The organism is Rhizobium hidalgonense (assembly GCF_005862185.2).
Taxonomy (GTDB): Bacteria; Pseudomonadota; Alphaproteobacteria; order Rhizobiales; family Rhizobiaceae; genus Rhizobium; species Rhizobium hidalgonense.
In genome coordinates this window covers 1-15,823 of record NZ_CP054028.1, presented here as the reverse complement: position 1 = coordinate 15,823, position 15,823 = coordinate 1, and the positions used below count along the sequence as shown (strand labels likewise).

13 protein-coding genes and 3 pseudogenes are annotated in these 15,823 nt (G+C 62.9%); 8 read left to right on the top strand and 8 right to left on the bottom strand.

The genetic code is table 11. The annotated features are described in order from the left end of the window. Positions 1-4: 4 nt before the first annotated feature. Together FFM81_RS21335 and FFM81_RS21330 are read left to right on the top strand one after the other, a co-directional pair. On the top strand, positions 5-1,099 hold the full coding sequence (locus FFM81_RS21335; RefSeq protein ID WP_138384636.1) for a pyridoxal-phosphate-dependent aminotransferase family protein: 1,095 nt from the start codon (positions 5-7) through the stop codon (positions 1,097-1,099). A gap of 69 nt (positions 1,100-1,168) precedes the next feature. Then, positions 1,169-2,032, top strand: a complete 864-nt coding sequence (locus FFM81_RS21330) for a glycerophosphodiester phosphodiesterase (protein WP_173883830.1) — start codon at positions 1,169-1,171, stop codon at positions 2,030-2,032. On the opposite strand, the gene FFM81_RS21325 is transcribed toward FFM81_RS21330, so the two are convergent. From FFM81_RS21325 to FFM81_RS21295, 7 genes are read right to left on the bottom strand one after another with little or no spacing between them, the layout of a single operon-like run. Beyond that, on the bottom strand, positions 2,029-2,850 hold the full coding sequence (locus tag FFM81_RS21325; protein WP_128399379.1) for an inositol monophosphatase family protein: 822 nt from the start codon (positions 2,848-2,850) through the stop codon (positions 2,029-2,031). The two genes, FFM81_RS21330 and FFM81_RS21325, sit on opposite strands and share 4 nt — an antisense overlap. Next, positions 2,850-3,854, bottom strand: coding sequence for a LacI family DNA-binding transcriptional regulator (locus FFM81_RS21320; protein ID WP_138384638.1), 1,005 nt, complete (start codon positions 3,852-3,854; stop codon positions 2,850-2,852). Before FFM81_RS21320 ends, FFM81_RS21325 begins: the two co-directional genes overlap by 1 nt. Continuing rightward, complete coding sequence (locus FFM81_RS21315; protein ID WP_025418048.1) at positions 3,838-4,617, bottom strand: glycerophosphodiester phosphodiesterase; 780 nt, start codon at positions 4,615-4,617, stop codon at positions 3,838-3,840. Before FFM81_RS21315 ends, FFM81_RS21320 begins: the two co-directional genes overlap by 17 nt. After that, on the bottom strand, positions 4,617-5,672 hold the full coding sequence (locus FFM81_RS21310; RefSeq protein ID WP_138384639.1) for an ABC transporter ATP-binding protein: 1,056 nt from the start codon (positions 5,670-5,672) through the stop codon (positions 4,617-4,619). The genes FFM81_RS21315 and FFM81_RS21310 overlap by 1 nt, the downstream gene beginning before the upstream one ends. Continuing rightward, complete coding sequence (locus FFM81_RS21305; protein ID WP_003571908.1) at positions 5,672-6,514, bottom strand: carbohydrate ABC transporter permease; 843 nt, start codon at positions 6,512-6,514, stop codon at positions 5,672-5,674. The genes FFM81_RS21310 and FFM81_RS21305 overlap by 1 nt, the downstream gene beginning before the upstream one ends. Before the next feature lie 2 nt (positions 6,515-6,516). Beyond that, positions 6,517-7,818, bottom strand: a complete 1,302-nt coding sequence (locus FFM81_RS21300; protein ID WP_003571907.1) for a carbohydrate ABC transporter permease — start codon at positions 7,816-7,818, stop codon at positions 6,517-6,519. Between the two features lie 59 nt (positions 7,819-7,877). Further along, positions 7,878-9,224: an extracellular solute-binding protein gene (locus tag FFM81_RS21295; RefSeq protein WP_003571906.1), complete on the bottom strand. Its 1,347-nt coding sequence runs from the start codon at positions 9,222-9,224 to the stop codon at positions 7,878-7,880. Positions 9,225-9,570: 346 nt separating this feature from the next. On the opposite strand from FFM81_RS21295, the pseudogene FFM81_RS21290 reads away from it, so the two are divergent. The 3 genes and pseudogenes from FFM81_RS21290 to FFM81_RS21280 all read left to right on the top strand — a co-directional run bounded on the left by FFM81_RS21290 (position 9,571) and on the right by FFM81_RS21280 (position 11,539). Next, positions 9,571-10,030, top strand: a pseudogene (locus FFM81_RS21290) (YbaK/EbsC family protein). Between the two features lie 97 nt (positions 10,031-10,127). Next, a pseudogene (locus tag FFM81_RS21285) lies at positions 10,128-11,136 on the top strand (Tim44 domain-containing protein). Positions 11,137-11,161: 25 nt separating this feature from the next. Beyond that, on the top strand, positions 11,162-11,539 hold the full coding sequence (locus tag FFM81_RS21280) for a VOC family protein (RefSeq protein ID WP_003571903.1): 378 nt from the start codon (positions 11,162-11,164) through the stop codon (positions 11,537-11,539). A gap of 113 nt (positions 11,540-11,652) precedes the next feature. Here the strand turns inward: FFM81_RS21280 and FFM81_RS21275 are convergent, their stop codons facing one another. Beyond that, positions 11,653-12,684 carry a hydroxyacid dehydrogenase gene (locus tag FFM81_RS21275; protein WP_003571902.1) on the bottom strand — a complete coding sequence of 344 codons (1,032 nt, stop codon included), beginning with the start codon at positions 12,682-12,684 and terminating at the stop codon, positions 11,653-11,655. A gap of 310 nt (positions 12,685-12,994) precedes the next feature. Between FFM81_RS21275 and FFM81_RS21270 the strand changes: the two genes are divergently transcribed. The 3 genes and pseudogenes from FFM81_RS21270 to FFM81_RS21260 all read left to right on the top strand — a co-directional run. Further along, positions 12,995-13,594 carry a HupE/UreJ family protein gene (locus FFM81_RS21270; protein WP_003571900.1) on the top strand — a complete coding sequence of 200 codons (600 nt, stop codon included), beginning with the start codon at positions 12,995-12,997 and terminating at the stop codon, positions 13,592-13,594. 284 nt (positions 13,595-13,878) lie between these two features. Next, positions 13,879-14,457: a GbsR/MarR family transcriptional regulator gene (locus FFM81_RS21265; protein WP_003571898.1), complete on the top strand. Its 579-nt coding sequence runs from the start codon at positions 13,879-13,881 to the stop codon at positions 14,455-14,457. Positions 14,458-14,461: 4 nt separating this feature from the next. After that, positions 14,462-15,821: pseudogene (locus FFM81_RS21260) on the top strand (ABC transporter ATP-binding protein/permease); the annotation flags it as partial. Between the last annotated feature and the right edge of the window lie 2 nt (positions 15,822-15,823).

Genomic DNA, 15,823 nt, shown 5'->3' with positions numbered 1-15,823 from the left:
GTCCATGTTCGACCCCGGTTGGAATCCCCTGCACGGCGTCCCCTCCTATCCGGCGGAACGCTACGGCGTCCTCGCCGACAGGATCGGCGGCATCTTGCAGAGCCGCAGCGACATATTGCTTGTGCAGGCCGAGGCGGTGGTGGCGCTGGAGGCGGTGGCAGCCAGCCTTGCACGCCCCGGCCTCTCCGCCCTCAACATCGTCACCAGCCCCTATGGCGGCTGGTTCGGGCAATGGCTGCGGCGGGGCGGCGCGACGGTTCGGGATATCGTCGCCGAACCGGGCCTGCCGATCGTAATCGAGGCCGTCGCCGGGGCGCTCGACGCCGATCCCGGGATCGATGTGCTGGCTGTGGTTCATGCGGAATCGGCGAGCGGCATCCTGAACCCTCTGTCGGAGATCCTGGCGCTTGCGCGTGACCGCGGCATCGTTACCGTCGTCGATGCGGTTGCCTCGGTCGGCGGTCATGGCCTCGATGTCGATCATCTCGGCATCGACATCGCGGTGATCGGCCCGCAGAAGGCGCTCGGCGGTCCGGCCGGTCTGTCCGCGCTCTCGGTCAGCCGCCGCGCATGGAATATGATCCTGAGCGACGGCGCGCCGCGCGATTCGATCTTGTCATTGGCGGATCTGAAGGCATGGCTCGATAGTGGCCGATGGGCTCTGCCGGGGACACCGGCGCCGCTGGAATTCTTCGCGCTGGAGGCAGCGCTCGACCGCATCGAGGCTGAAGGTCTGGAAAATCTCGTCGCCCGCCATGCGCTGGCGGCATCGGCGACAAGGGCGGGGCTGGCAGCACTCGGCACTCCAGCCTGGGTGCCGGCGGCAAGGGCCTCGAACCTGGTGACGGCGGTGCCGGCGCCGGTGGGCTTGGCGCCCGTTGCGCTGATAGCCGCCGCCGGGCGGCTGGGGGTGGAGCTGACCGAAGGTGTCGGGACTGCGCCCGCCCGTCTCCTGCGGCTGAACCATACGGGTCAGCGCGCCGCGTTCCAGACGGTGCTCGCGAATGTCGTCGCCTATGGCGCGGCCTTGAGGCAGGCTGGCCATTCCTGCGATATCGCCGCCGCTTCCGAGGCAATATCCGCGACCTACAGCCGCTGAACGGCATTCGGCTCTTGATAAACACGCTTCGTCAAGGCAGGAGAGTGGCATCACGGAGACTTGCTGCAGATGACTGGATTGCTGGATGCGCAGGGCCTGGAGATTTCGCATTTGGGGCATCGCACCCGGCTGAAATGGCACCGCCTGCGCAAGCGGTTTGCCGATCCGCTGTTTTCTGCCGAAGTGATGGCCGAGGGTTTTGCAGCCGGTGCCTCGATGGAACTCGATCTGCGGGTGCGCGCCGATGGCGGTTTCGTCGTGCTGCATGATGAAGAGCTCGAAGGCGAAACAACCGGGCACGGACCGATCGCCGAAAAGAGCATCGGTGACATCGGCGATATCAGGATGAAAGAGGGCGACCGGCCGCTGATCCTTAGCGAGGATCTCGCCGCCATGCTGCAATCGGCACACCCCGCCGCATTGCTGCAGTTCGACATGAAGGACGATTATGGGGCGATCGGTGCCAGGGGCATCGAGCACCTTGCCGCGCATTTCCGCGATATCGCCGCCTCGGTGATCGTCAGCGCCGGCAGTCTCGACCTCATCGTCGCGGTCAAGGAGAAGATTCCCAATCTCATGCGCGGCATCGATCCGACCAACAAGCTCGGCGACATCGGGCAGGCCAGCGGCTGGAAGGCTGTCGAGACGGAATTGCGCGCCGACCTGCGCGGCCCGACCGAACCGGATACGATCTATCTCCACTGGCAGCTGATCCTTGACGCCGCTAACGGAGGTCTCGACATGATCGCGCTCTGCCAGGATCAGGGCAAACGGGTCGATGCCTGGACTTTTACGCTCAAGGATCCGGAAGCCGGTTTCAGCGAAGAGGAATGGCGGAATTTCCAGGCGCTGATGGCTTTGAAGCCGGATCAGATCACCACCGACGAGGCGCCGGCGACCGAGCGCGCCTGGAGCCGCCGCATGGCCGTTTAACCGGCAGGCGTCAGCCCCTCAATATCGAGGATGAAGGCGAATTCGCCGGCAAGCCCCGGCGCGTGGGCAACGACAGGTCCGCCCTGCGCAAGCATCCTATCGACATCAGGCATCGCCACCATCGCGCCGGCCTCTTTGGCGATCAGTGCGCCAGCGAGCATGTCCCAGGCATTGAGATGGCGTTCGTAATAGAGATCGGCAGCACCTTCGGCGACGCGAACGAGGTCGATCGCCGCCGCGCCTGTGCGGCGATAGTCCATGCCGCGTTCGTGAAGCCGCTTGGAGAGCGCGAGATGGTCGTCAAAACTGGTCTTGCGGGAATGGCCGAGAATGACGAGCGCATGGGCAGGATCGGCGGTCGCCGCCGCATGCACTGGAATTCCGTCCTTGAAGGCGCCGCCGCCGCGGACGGCGTGAAAGACCTTATCCTCGCTGGCATCGTAGACCACGCCGATTTCGACCTTGCCGCCAGCGACGAAGGCGATCGAGACGGCCCAGTGCCGGAAGCCCCTGATATAGTTGGTCGTGCCGTCGATCGGATCGACGACCCAGGTGCCGGCTCCGCCCGATCTTCCGCCGCTCTCCTCGCCCATGAACGTATCGTCCGGAAAGCGCGAGATGAGCCCGTTGCGGATAGCTTGCTCGGCTCGCCTGTCGGCGATGGTGACGAAATCCTGCAATCCCTTGTTCTCGACGGCAAGCGTACCGGGGTTGGAGTCGCGCCGAAACCGGGCGGCTTCCCGCCCGACCTCAAGGGCGACTGTGATCGCGACCTCTGACCGTGTGCGGATGGCGGCGGAATCGAATGCGGAACTCATCAGGCAGTCCTTCTTTTTATCAACGTTACCGGCGTGAATTCGACACGTGCCGTCAAGTCCGACTCTGCGATCCGGCTCATCAGCAGATCGACGGTCTGTTCGGCCTGGATATCGCAGGGTTGGCGGATGGTCGTCAGGTCGTAGGCGGTCCAGCTCGCCTGAGGAATGTCGTCATGGCCGATGATGGAGAGCGGCGGCGCATCATCGCGGCTGCGGCCCCGCATGACGCGGTCGACCACGCCGCAGGCCATATAGTCGTTGGCGCAGAACAGTCCATCGATGCCGGATGCCGCAAGGTCGGCTGCCGCATCATAGCCGCTCCGGTAATCGTTGATCCTGACCTGCAGCATCTGCGCTTCCACCCCGAGCTGCTTGCAGCGTGCCAGGAACGCTTCGCTGCGCCGCCGCGCCGTATAGGATATGGCGGGAGCCGCCATAACGGCGAGTTTCCGCGCGCCGCTTTCGATCAGGTGGCTGGCGGCGAGATAGCCGGCCATCCGATCGTCGGAGATGATGCGGTCGACGAAGGGGATATCGTTGCCCTTGTTGATCAGCACGATCGGCACGCCTTCGGCCGCACATTGCTCGCAAATCTCGGTCGGCGGCGCGTCGGAGGTGACGATGACGCCGGAGACGGCGTAATGCAGCAGCTGACCGATGACCGTCGAGGTGTCCGCCTCCTGCGAGGTCGGCAGCAGGATGGGGCGAAAATTGCGGGCGATCAGCACCCTTGCCAGATTTTCGATCTGCAGCGTTCGAAATGGATTGTCGAGGCCTGCGGCAACGACGCCGACCAGATCGGAGCGTTTGTTGGTGAGGCTTCGGGCAAGATAGTTCACCCGATAGCCGAGTTCCTTGGCAGCCTCAAAGACCTTCTCGCGCGTCTTCGGCGAGACGCTGGCATCCGGCGTGAAGGCGCGCGACACGGCGGCGCGCGAAACACCAGCCACCCGCGCCACGTCGAAGGAGGTTACCTTGCGCGGTCCCTTATCCCTGTCTGGCAACTGCTTTTTCCCTCTCTGCCGACGGCCGCATCAGATCGGGAAGATCCGTGCAGATGCCGAGAACCGGAAGCTTCATGATGTCATCGAGAATGCTCCGCCGTTCCTCGTGCCAGAGCACGATCTCGCGGCCGGCCTCAAAGGCGCGGTGCATCAGTGCTTCGGTCACCAGATCCTGCGGCCGCTCGCCTGCCCTCTCCCAGCAGAGATGCAGTATATCGGCGCCGGCCTCGTCACCGAGCGCATGCGGATCGTGGCCGACCCGGATCAGCACCGAAAGCGGGAAGTCGCAGCCAGCGTCGCTGAGTTCGCGTACCTGCGCCGTATCGAAGGAGCCGAGGCAGGCGAAACGCTGATTCATCTCAGCAAGATGTTGCCAGCATAGCATGCCGGTTCCGGGCGCCTTGAGCTCGACATAGAGACCGGTGCCGGTCTCGCGGCCGAGAGCTGCGACCTCCGAAAAACGCGGCACGTCGATGCCGTCGAGGGCGGCGAGTTCCGCCGCGGTCATTTCGGAAATGCGGCGGTCGATGCCAAAGACCCGCGCGAGATGGTCGTCATGCGAGACGACGACCACGCCGTCGCGGGTCAGCTGCGTGTCGAGCTCCCACATTTCGGCGCCGAGTTCGGCAGCGCGGCGGAAGGCGGCGATCGTGTTTTCGCGCTCATGGCCGCTGGCGCCGCGATGACCAATGCAGAAGGGCAGCCGGCCCTTGGCCGTCGGCCAGCCGTGACGCTCGAAGAATGCCTGGAAATCGCGGGTCATCAGAGCCTCCTGCCATTTTCGTCGAAGACGAAGACGCCGCGGCTATCGATCGCCCAGCGGACATCGTCGCCGACATGGATATCATTGCGCACCGGCTGGATCGAGCGCAGCAGCGGGCCGCCGGCAAGGCGGACGTCGTAAAGGTTTTCCCGCCCCTGCGTTTCGGCGAAAGTGACCTTGCCGGACACCGGTGTATCGCCCGCAGGCGTAAAATGCTCCGGCCGGACGCCGAGCATCAGCTTCGTGCCCTCGGCGGCGCCAATGGAGCCTGGCAAAGGCACCCGGATTTCGCTTTCGGTGATGGCGAAGGCGCCCTTGTCGACGACGCCGCGCAGGAAGGTGATCGGCGGGTTGCCGAGGAAGCCGGCGACGAAGGCGGTCTTCGGATCATTGTACATTTCGGCCGGCGTGGCGATCTGGACGATCTCGCCTTCCTTCATGATGGCGATGCGGTCGCACATGCTCATTGCCTCCACCTGGTCATGGGTGACGAGAATGGCGGTGATGCCGGTCTCGCGCTGCAGGCGTCGGATTTCCGAGCGCATTTCGAGGCGCAGCTTGGCGTCGAGATTGGCGAGCGGTTCGTCGAGCAGCAGCACGTCGGGCTTGCGGATCAGCGCTCGCGCCAGCGCCACGCGCTGCTGCTGGCCGCCTGAAAGCTGCGCCGGACGGCGTTCCATGAGATTGCTGATATGAACAAGCTCGGAAATGCGCTCGACCTCCTTGCGGATGTCGGCGGCAGGCACGCTCTTCACCTTCAAGGGAAAACCAATGTTTTCGGCAACCGTCATGTGCGGGTAGAGCGCATAAGATTGGAAGACGACGCCGACATTACGAGCCTGGCTCGGCAGATCCGTGACGTCGCGGTCGCCGAAGAGGATGCGCCCGCTGGTCGGCCGGTGAATGCCGCAGACGGCAAAAAGCGTCGTCGATTTGCCGCAGCCGGAAGGGCCGAGCAGCGCCAGCATTTCGCCGTCGCCGACTTCGAGCTGCATATTTTCGATGACCTTGGTGGAGCCGAAGCTCTTCGAGAAACTGTCGAGGAGGATGCGCATCAGCCTTTGCTCCCGCCGCCATAGATGTTCATGAGATATTTGTTGAAGAGCGCGTAAGCGATCAGCACCGGAATGAGATAGAAGAGGCCGACCGCCTTGAACATATTGAAATCGTAATTGTTGTCGTCGGCGAGGAAGCCGGCGAGATAGACCGACAGGACCTGTACCTGATTGCCCGGCGCCAGCACCTGCGGCAGGATGAACTCGCCCCAGCCGGCGAGGAAGGAGAACAGGCCGAGCGCCATGATGCCGGGTTTGACCTGCGGTAGCACCAGGCTGCGCCAGACGCGAAAACGCGAGGCGCCGTCGACGACGCCGGCCATTTCGATCTCCCAGGGCACGGTGTCGTAGAAGCCCTTCATCAGCCAGATGCCGAGCGGCAGGTCGATCGCCGCCTTCACTAGGATGACGCCGATCAGCGAATTATAGAGGCCGATCATCTGCAGCACGATGAAGATGGCGATGATCAGCGTCACCGACGGGAAGGCGTGCAGCACCATGACGCCGGCGAGGAAGAAGCCGCGCGCCGGCACGTTCAGCCGCGACAGCACGTAACCGGCCATCGACGAGACGATTAGCACGACGCTGGTGGTGCAGGTTGCAAAGAGCAGCGTATTCACCGTCACCTGCCAGATGTTCGCCTTGCCCGGCGTCGTCTGCCACAGGAAACGCCAGTGATCGAGCGTCAGGCCGGAGGGCAGCAAAGCGTCCGGCTGCTTTACCGTCACGGTGTCGAGGAAGAGATAGACATACATCAAGAGCAGCGGCAGGCTGACGATGGTCAGCGCCGTTATAACAGGCCAGCTGCGGTAATTTGCCGAGGGCTGCGAGCGTTCGACCATGGTCAATCCTCGATCAGGGGCTTGGCGACAAGCGTGCCGTAGTTGAAGACGCGCAGATAGAGAAGCGACAGCGTGACGCCGATGACGACGAGCACCAGCGCCATGGCGGCACCCAACCCATATTCGAGATTGCCGGCGTAGTTCCTGAGCGCGGTGTGATAGGCGGACAGCGCCCAGACCTCGGTCGCATTGCCCGGCCCGCCATTGGTGGCGAGCAGGATTTCATTGAAGGAGGCGAGCAGCGACAGCGTCTGATAGCAGGTGACGAAGAGGATCGGCCAGCGCATCTGCGGCAGGATAATGTAGCGGATCTGCTGCCAGCGCGAGGCGCCGTCGACCTCACTCGCATAGAACTGGCTCTTCGGAATGGCCTTCATCGCCGAGGAGAACACCAGCATGCCCATCGAGGCGCCGATGAAGCCGTTGATCAGCACGACGAAGAACCAGGCATGATAGGCGGTATCGAGCAGGTAGTTCTTCGGAGGGTAGCCGAATTTGCCCATCAGGACAGAGATGAAGCCGCTGTCCCAGGCGAGCCACTTCCACAGCATGACGTAGATGACGACGGGCGTGATGCGCGGCAGGAGCCAGATGCCGCGAAAGATCGAGGCAGACGTCGGCGGCATGTAATGCGTCCAGATGGCGAGCAGCAGCGCATAACCGACGTTGAAGAGCATCAGCACCAGCGCGACATAGAGCACGGTGTTGAAAAGCACACGCGCCATGTCGGGCGAGGTGGCCATGCGTGAAAAATTGTCGGTCGTCCAGGTCCAGCCGGTATAGGTGGTCTTGGCGACGGTTTCCTTCTGCTCCGGCGTCAGCTTGAAACCCAGGCTGTCCAGCGCCGAAAACAGCTGTTGCTTGCTGTCGAAGCGGGTATTGAGGACGGAGCGGTTGAACTGTTCGGAGATCTGCTTGACCTCGCGTGTCGAAGGTCGCTCAGTGAGATCCTTGATCATGCGCTCGACGTCGCGGCGCGCCGGGAAGACCTCGCCTATATGTTTGGCGCGCAATTCCGCAGCAATCCCCGGCGCCATGCCGAGGCCCTCGACGGCCGTGAGGCCCGCCTCGTCGATGGTGTAGCGCGGTTCGGCCATCTCGGTGGCAATCTCGGGCAACGCCGATTTCAGCGCGATCAGCGAGCTGGGCGCGATCTGGTAGACGCCTCCCGATATGCCGGTCGCCGTCGTCATGTTGGTCATCGAGAAGACCGCCGTCAAAACCACCGGCATCAGGAAGAACAGGACGATCATGATCGCCGCGGGCGCGATCATCACCAGTCCGAGCGTTCTGGACGATTTCATGGAAGGCCTCCTCGCGGACCCGACCGGGCGGCGGGAGTGCCGCCGCCCGGCAGAATGCTTCAGCGGATGACGATCTTGTCGCCGAGCGTGCTCTTCAGCTCGCTCTCGGCATCACTGACCGCGGCGTCGACGGTCTTGGCGCCGGTCCAGGATGCTTCGAGGTTCTTCCACATGATGTTCCAATATTTGCCGAAATCGGAATTGTTCGGCATCGCATTGGCATGCGGCAGCAGGCGCTCGGTGGCTTCGCGGGTCCAGCGGTCGGCCGAGTAGAAATCGACTTCCGATTCCGCCTCGGAAATGCCGAGATGGGCTGATTTGACCGCATGCAGCGCGTTGATGCGCGGCTCGGAGGCGATGGTGACCAGCTGGGCGGCGATCTCGGTATCTTCCTTGTCGTGACCTGCGGTCAGCAGATAGACCAGCGGGTGGGTCAGCGTGTTGGCCTTGCCGCCTTCACCGGCGGGGATCAGCGTGAAGATCACGTTGCCGAAAAAGTCCTTCAGGCCTTCCTGGTTGACGAGGCGGGCATAGTGCCAGGTGCCTGCGTCCCAGATGCCGGCCTTGCCGGTGGCGACTTCCTTCCACCACTGGTCGCCCGGCATGCCGATGTGGTTCTTCTTGGTGACGCCCGCCTTAACGGCGTCAGCGAAGAACTGATAGGTGCGGGTCATCGCGGCCTTGTCGAAAACGAGCTTGCCGTTTTCCTCCATCGTGCCGCCGAAGCTGGTATAGAACTGCCAGTAGTCAGGGCCGTTGCTGGTGCGAGGATAGAAGCCGTAGCCGGGCTGGACGAGGCCCTTGTCCTGCATCTTCTTGGCGTCGTCGAGCAGGTTCTTCATGGTGTACTTGCCGTCCTGGACGCTCTGCGGCAGCGCATCCAGATCGGCGTCGCTGTAGCCGATCGCCTTCATATACGGCTTCCAGAAGAACATCGGCCGGGATTCGGCATCCTGCGGAATGCCGTAGACGGTGCCATTATAGGAGGCGATCTGCAGCAGGTTCTCGTAGATGCCATTGAGCGGCCAGGAGTCGAGATCGACATAATCCTCGATCGGAACGATGAGACCGGCCTGGGACCATGGTGCGATGTCTTCGTGGCCGCTGACGACGATGTTCGGGGCGGTCTTGGCTTCCGCCGCTAGGGTCAGCGCCTGCTTGAAGTCCTCCCAGGCGGAATAGGGCTTCTTCTCGACGGTAATCTTCAGATCTTCACCCTTCAGCGCGGCCTGGCGCTGCAGCTGCTGGGCTGCAATCTCGATGGCGTCGAGGCGATAGACGTCGTTGGGGCCGGTGCCGCCGGCCCAGACGCTGATGTGAACGTCCTTGGCAAGCGCAATTGCAGAGCTCGAAGCCAGGATGGCGGCTGCGATGGCGAGGGATTTCAGTGTCGGCAAAATGGTCATCTTCTTCGTCTCCCTAGAAGAGCAGCGTGAAGCCTCTTGGCGGGTCAGCACTGCTGATGATGGCCGCTCCGAAACCCCACGAAAACGTGACGATGTCCGCTCTAGGGGTTTGATGTAACGGCCGAATGACAAAATTGAGCACGTGTGCAAAATTATTATGACGATGTCTGTCAGACTTGCAAGCGACGGTTTTCGGGAGTGGCTTTTACGCTTCAAATTGCGCTTGTCATCCTGCAGCGCAGCACGTCTTTCGAGGCGCGCAACCGACGTTGCAACAGTTTCGCCCCTCGCATCCTGCTTTCGCAAATCGGTTCCGATTTCCGGGCCGATGCGCTAGCATGCAGCCATGAGCCTTGAATCCGTCCGCGCTTTCCTGCGTGCGCACGCACCCCGATATCGACATCATCGAAACCGCCGAGAGCTCCTCGACGGTGGCGCTTGCGGCCGAGGCCCACGGCGTCGAGCCGGCCCAGATTGCCAAGACGATCTGCCTGCGGGTCGGCGAAAAGATGATGCTGGTCGTTGCCGGCGGCACGGCAAGGCTCGACAATCGCAAGTTCAAGGACACGTTCGGCGCCAAGGGGCGCATGCTCGACGCCGAGGAGGTCGTGACTGTCACCAGCCACCCGGTCGGCGGCGTCTGCCCCTTCGGCCTTCCCTCGCCGCTGCCCATCTATTGCGATATCTCGCTGAAACGCTTCGATGAAGTCGTGCCGGCCGCCGGCTCGACGAATTCGGCGATCCGCATCGAAACCGGACGGCTGGCGGAGCTGACCGGCGCCAGCTGGGTCGACGTCTGTCAGTAGCGTGCGGCAGTAATGCAGCCGAAGAACTTCAAACCTGAGAAAGAGTCCCTATATTCTTTCCCGACATGCCGTGATTGCGCATGACAGGAGACCAGGAATGCCGAGTGCCATTTCGCGTTTTGCCAAGTTCGCGGCCATTGCCGTTCTGACGAGCGCTACAGTTTTTTGCCTCCCTTGGCGATGCAGAAGCACGCCGGGCCGGCAGCGGCGGCTTCGGAAGCCGCGGTACCCGCACCTTCCAGGCTCCGCCTGTCACCTCAACTGCGCCTGCACCCGCCGCGCCGATCGAACGGTCGATGACGCCGCGCCCGCAGACCACGGCGCCCGCCACAGCACAGCAGCCCTTCGGCGCCCAGCGCCCCGGTCTCTTCGGCGGCTTCGGCCGTTCGATGATCGGCGGTCTGATTGCCGGCGGCCTCCTCGGCATGCTGCTCGGTCACGGTTTCGGCGGCGGCTTCGGCTTCCTCGGCATGCTGCTGCAGATCGCGCTGATCGGCGGTGCCGCCATGCTCGCCATGCGTTATTTCGCCAACCGCCGCCAGCCTTCCTACGGCGCTGGTGGCCAAAGCGGTTCCTTCAGCCGGTCCTATAATATGTCGCCGGCCAACCATTCGTCGTTCCATATACCGGCGATCGGTTCGGGTGCCGGTTCAGGGTCGTCCTCGCGCGGCAACCGACCGAGCGACGAGATCGGGCTGGCGCAGGCCGATCTCGATCAGTTCGAGGAATTGCTGACCGACGTTCAGACCGCTTACGGTGCCGAGGATTACGCCACGTTGCGCCGGCTGACGACGCCCGAAGCGATGTCCTATCTGGCCGAGGAACTCGGCGAAAACGCCATCAACGGCGTGCGCAACCGCGTCTCCGATGTCAAGCTGCTACAGGGCGACATTGCCGAGGCCTGGCGCGAAGACGGTCAGGAATATGCGACGCTCGCCATGCGTTACTCCTCGATCGATGCCATGGTCGAACGCGACAGCGGCCGCGTCGTTTCGGGCGACGCTCGCCGCCCGAGCGAAAGCATCGAGGTCTGGACCTTCGTACGCAAACCCGGCGCCGACTGGAAGCTCGCCGCGATCCAGGGAAGTGAGCAGCGCGCCGCCTGAGGTGGCGCGGTCCGAGGGCAATCCGTTGCAATTGAGATTGGAGCTATTTGTCGAAGCGCCGGAGCAATCGCTCAGTTTCTATCGGCGGATTCTGGGCTTTGAAATCCAAGGCCCGACAAACGCGGACTATACTTTGCTGACGAACGATGACGCAGTCATCGCGATCAATAGGCGAAGCGCCCTTTCGAGCGATCATCCGTTGCGGATCGAAACCGGCGAGAAAGTTGGTCTTGGTGTCGAGATCGTTTTAAGCGTCACCGACATTGAGGGTGCCTATCGCAAGGCGAAAGAGAGCGGCTGGCCACTCACCGATCTTGCCTTGCAGCCTTGGGGACTTCGTGACTTTCGCCTCATCGATCCTGACGGCTATTACGTCAGAGTGACCAGCCGACATACGAGCTGATTGTGTGTGAGCAGCGCGCCACAAAGTGGAGCGTGCGGGAACCCCGGCAACGGGTCATACCGAACGTCGTCGCGGTCGCTCATCCATCATCGGCCTTCCGGATCGACTCGAAGTCAATTGACCGCGACCGGTTTGGAGCGCATGCGCGAAACCGTTTCGCGCTCCGCCCGCTTGCAGCGCATCGGCGGCAGGCCGCGATCCATCAGGTCCATGTCCTCGAGCACCATGTCGCCCATCTTCTTGAAGGCGCTGTCGAGCGCGCCGGCGCGGTGGGCCGAGCGGATGAAGCCTTTGAGGTTCCGCACCGGATGGTCGGGCGGCAGCGGTTCTTGCGGATAGACGTCGCTTGCTGCAACGATATGGCCTGACGAGACGGCCGCCATCAGCGCTTTGAAATCGACGACATCGGCGCGGCTGAGCAGGATGAAGGCCGCGCCTCTACGCATGCTGGCGAAGGCCTCTCTGCCGAGAAACCCCTTGTTTTCGCTGGTGACGGCCGCGACGACGAAGACGAAGTCGCTCTTCGTCAGCACATCCTCCAGGCTTGCGGGTTCGACGCCGTTTTCCTCGAGGATCGAGCGGGGCAGCCAGGGATCGAACACTCTGACGCGGGCCTTGAAGCCGGAGAGCAGCCGGCGCAGCGCTTTGCCGAGATCGCCGAAGCCGACGATGCCGATCTCGGAGCCGGCGATCAGCCGCGCATTTGCATTGCCTTCCCCGCCCCAGAGTTCGTTGCCCTCGCGGAACGCGCCATCCGCGTCGACGATGCCGCGCGCCAAGGCGATCGCGAAGCCGAGACCGATTTCGGCGACCGGCTCGGCAAAGACCTGGCCTGTGGTGACGACATGGATGCCGCGCTCGAAGAGCACCTCATAGGGCATGTTGTTGAGAAGATTGCTTTCGACGTTGAGGATCGAGCGCAGGGCCGGCATTCTCGCCAGCGTTTCCGCCGAAAGCGGCGGCTGGCCGATGATGTAACGCGCCCTGCCGAGGATCTCGTCACCAAGGCCGGCGATATTTTCCGGATCGGCTTCGACGATCTCGTATTTGGCATGCAGTTCGGCGCGCGCCTTTTCGGTGAAGATCAGATCGAGCGTGCGCGGCTCAGGCGCGCTGATCGCCAGCGGCCGGTCGGTGTTTGTCATCGGCATCTCCTCCATCGCGGCAGTTTGCGCCGTCTCGGTGGGACGATTGATAGCCTCTGTGCGGGAGCCTTTCCAGTTCACGAAAGGAAGAATTCGAAACAAGCCGGCGCTTCTCCGCGTCGACCTTCGCTGCTGCGGCGCTGTCGAAAGCGGCATCTGCCTACTAGATAAGCACTTGAATTGGCTTGGCATTTGCTCTGAATACAGCGTTGACGGCGCAAACGCTTTGAACTAGCTTGATGCCCGCGCCTGGACCCATGCCTTTGTTCAGCGGCCGCAGGATACTCGAAACTCGCGAGGTGAATGAGCAATGAAATCAGCACTCAAGAGCGGCCTGCTGGCTTTGGCCGGCGCAGCGCTTCCAGCCGTTGCCTCCGCCCATCCCGCGATAGGCGATGCTGCTGGTTTCAGCCATGGCTTTGCCCATCCGATGTCGGGCCTCGATCATGTCCTCGCCATGGTAATGGTCGGCGTTTTTGCATTCCAGCTCGGCGGCCGCGCCACCTGGCTCGTGCCGACGACCTTCGTTCTCGTCATGGCGCTCGGTGGCGCCCTCGGCGCCGCCGGTATCAATGTTCCCTTCGTTGAATTGGGCATCGCGCTTTCCGTCGTCGTCCTCGGCGCCATCGTTGCGCTTGATGTCAAGGCGCCGCTCGCTGCAGCGCTCGGCATTGTCGGGCTCTTTGCGATCTTCCACGGTCACGCACACGGCGCCGAAATGCCGGATAACGCTGCCGGTGCCGCCTATGCTGCCGGTTTCATGATCGCGACCGCGCTGCTGCACCTCACGGGCCTTGCTCTTGGTTACTTCGTCGGCCGCGCCGGTGAACGTCGGGGCGCCTTCGTGACGCGCGCGGCCGGCGGCATCGCCGCCATATCGGGCGTCGGCATCCTGGCCGGCTTGATCTGAGCCGGCTCAATCGGCGGCGGGCTTAAACGCCGCTCGTTATACCAGTCAAATCAGAACGCCCGGCGTGCGTAGCGCATTGCCGGGCGTTTCCGTGTCATGACTGCAAAGTGCTGCGGAATTGATCCAAGTCAAATCCGACCGCGTCGCTTCCTGTTATATCCGACGCACGATCTGAACGGCCATCCATATTGACGCAGGGCCGCCTTGACGATTGTCGGCGGGGCGCGAAGGTCGATATAGTGATTTCAGAAATTACTGAAATCACAGACGCAACGGAAAAGACTATGAACCTGCCGCCTCTCGTCCAGTCCTTCGTTCTCCATTTCGGCGAAATGGGTTCCCGCTGGGGAATCAACCGCACGGTCGGCCAGATCTATGCCCTGCTCTACGTCTCGCCCGCGCCGATCTGCGCCGAGGAGATTGCCGATGCACTCGGCATTTCGCGCTCCAACGTCTCAATGAGCCTGCGCGAATTGCAGGCGTGGAACCTCGTGCTTCTCAAACACAAGCCGGACGACCGCCGCGATTTCTTCACCACGCCCGATGACGTCTGGCTCATCTTGCGGACGCTTGCCGAGGAGCGAAAGAAACGGGAAGTCGATCCGACGCTGTCGGTGCTGCGTGAAATCCTGATGCAGCGGCCGGCGAGCGACGCCGAACGGCATGCGCAGGCGCGCATGAGCGAGATGCACACGCTGATCGAGCAGCTGACGCATTGGTATGAAGACGTAAAACAACTTGAAACGGAAAGGCTTGCAACGCTACTCTCGCTAGGCGCGAAAGTGACGAAGCTTCTGGAGGCCAAGGACCGGGTCGTTTCGCTCGGCCGCAGCCGCCGGCCGAATCCTGCGAACAAGAGTTAGCGCCATGGGCACTGCTTTCTTCGACGCGAGAGATAAACCGGAGGTACAGCTGCGGGATGGCGATGCTGTTTCGTCCCGCCGTGATCCGGTAAAAAAGCGGGCTGCGCAGAGCGGCGATACTGCAGTCATTGGCCGCAGCCTTCTGGATTCCGCAAGCTGCATTGCTGGCGATCTCGGTCGGCCGCATCGCCGCTGGCGGCGGATTGCAGGGCGTTCTCTGGCCGGCCCTCGGCCTCCTCGCGCTCGGGATGGCAAGAAGCTGTTTCGACGCCGCTGGCGGCCGCCTCGCCTTTCATATCGCGCGCGTCGAACTCAGCCGCAGACGGCAGATCGCCACCGCCGCCCTTTCCCTGTCATCGCCGATCGATCGCAGCCGGAAGGCCTCCGGCAAGGCCGCAAGTATCGTCGGCGAGCAGGCCGAACTGATCGTGCCCTACCTCGCCCGTTTCTATCCGGGACGCATGAAGGCGAGCCTTGTGCCGCTGATCATCCTCGCCTGCATCCTTCCGGTCTCCTGGATTGCTGCGCTTGTGCTGTTGTTCGCCGCGCCGCTGATCCCGATCTTCATGGCGCTGATCGGCTGGCGTGCGCAGGCGGCCAGCGAAAAGCAACTCGTTGCAACGGGTGGTCTCAACGGCTTCCTACTCGATCGACTGCGCGGACTGGCGACGATCCGCGCGCTCGATGCGGTTGATGCGACCGCGCTGCGGCTGCGCCGCGAGTCGGAATCGCTGCGCCTGCGGACCATGGCAGTGTTGAAGATTGCCTTTCTCTCCTCGGCCGTGCTTGAGCTTTTCGCGGCCCTCGGCGTGGCGATGATTGCCGTCTATGTCGGCTTCAGCCTGCTCGGCGAAATCCGCTTCGGCACTTGGGCAGGCCGGCTCGACCTGACCGAGGGGCTGTTCATCCTGTTGCTGGCGCCCGCCTTCTTTGAGCCGCTGCGCGAACTTTCAGCCGTCTGGCACGATCGGGCCGCCGGCGAAGCGGCGCTGAAAGCGTTGGATGCTCTGACTGCAGGTGGTTTGCCGATCCGGGGATCGGCAGATGCAACTGTGCCTGCCGTGACCGGGGCGCCGGCCATCCGTCTTGAAAATCTCGCCTTCCGCTACGGCGCCGACGAACCGCTTATTCTCAACGGTTTCAACCTCGATATGGCTGCCGGCGAACATCTGGCGTTGCTCGGCGCCAGCGGTTCCGGCAAATCGACGCTTCTTTCGCTGATATCAGGGCTGGCGCCCTGCGCCGACGGGCGCATCGTCATCGGCGGTGCCGAGCTTGCAGATGACACTGCCGGCAGCCTGCGCGGGGCAATGGCATGGATCGGCCAGAAGCCGCATATCTTTGCCGGCACGATCGCAGGCAATAT